The organism is Micrococcus sp. HMSC31B01 (assembly GCF_001816085.1).
Taxonomy (GTDB): Bacteria; Actinomycetota; Actinomycetes; order Actinomycetales; family Micrococcaceae; genus Micrococcus; species Micrococcus luteus.
This window is the reverse complement of sequence record NZ_KV825403.1, coordinates 1-1,210: the sequence shown is the minus strand read 5'-3', so window position 1 is coordinate 1,210 and position 1,210 is coordinate 1. Positions and strand designations below refer to the sequence as shown.

At 76.0% G+C, this 1,210-nt stretch carries 1 protein-coding gene; it reads left to right on the top strand.

Features of this window, described 5'->3' with window-relative positions; translation table 11 throughout:
* Positions 1-78 precede the first annotated feature (78 nt).
* The coding region (locus HMPREF3105_RS11435; protein ID WP_168168017.1) for an MMPL family transporter at positions 79-1,210 on the top strand (1,132 nt) is incomplete at its 3' end.

The following is a 1,210-nucleotide window of genomic DNA, read 5'->3' as shown; positions in this document are numbered from 1 at the left end:
TCAACAACGTCATGCCCTCCTACATCTAGCCAGCCCCCATGGTTGTTTGATCATCGAACCATCCCCTACGCTCGGGGCATGCCCACCCCGCCCGACCTCTCCGCCTTCCGCACCCCCGCCGCCACGGGGCGTCCCCCTCGGGGGCTGCGGCTGGGCCTGGCCGCGGCGCTCACCGTGGTCTGGCTCGCCGTGCTCGGCCTGGGCGGCCCCGTGTTCGGCAAGATCGGCGACGTCTCCTCGAACGACCAGGCCACCTTCCTGCCGGCGTCGGCCGAGTCCACCCGCGCGGGACAGGAGGCGGCGGCGTTCCAGGACGGCGAGGCCGTGCCCGCCGTCGTCATGGGCCCGGCGAGCACCGCGGACCCCGCGGCCGCCTTCCCCGCGCTCGCGGACCTCGCGGGCCGGCTGGGTGAGGTGCCGGGCGTGACCGACGTCGCCGGCCCGATCCCCTCCGACGACGGCGCGGCGGTGCAGTTCCTGGCCTTCGTCGACTCCTCGGCCGGGGCCGAGCGGCCCGTGGCCGACGTGGTGGCCGACCTGCGGGAGGTCGTGGCGGACCCGGCGGCCGCCGACCCCGCCCTCGCCGGCACCGTGGCCGCGGACACCGAGTGGCACGTGGGCGGTCCGGCGGGCCTGGTCGCGGAGCTGGGCGGCGCGTTCGCGGGCATCGACGGGCTGCTGCTGCTCGTGGCGCTCGCGGTGGTGTTCGTGATCCTCGTGGCGGTGTACCGCTCCGTCCTGCTGCCGGTCCTCGTGCTGCTGACGGCCGTGGCCGCGCTCTGCGGCGCGATCGTGGCCGTCTACGGGATGGCCCTGGCGGGCTGGATCCAGCTCAACGGCCAGGCCCAGGGCATCCTCTCGATCCTCGTGATCGGCGCGGCCACGGACTACTGCCTCCTGCTCGTGGCCCGGCACCGCGAGGAGCTGCTGGTCCGGGCGGACGTCGGGGAGGCGCTGCGGGCCGCCGTGCGCGGGTCCTTCGGCGCGATCACCGCGTCCGCCTCGACCGTGGCCCTCGCCCTGCTGATCCTGATGGCCTCGGACCTCAACTCGACGCGCTCCCTCGGCCCCGTGGCCGCCACGGGTGTGGCGTTCGCGTGGCTCGCCGCCCTGACCCTGCTGCCGGCGCTGCTGCGGCTGACCGGGCGTGCCGCCTTCTGGCCCACGATCCCGTCCCCCGAGCGCGCGCGCCGTCGCGCGGAGCGCCGCG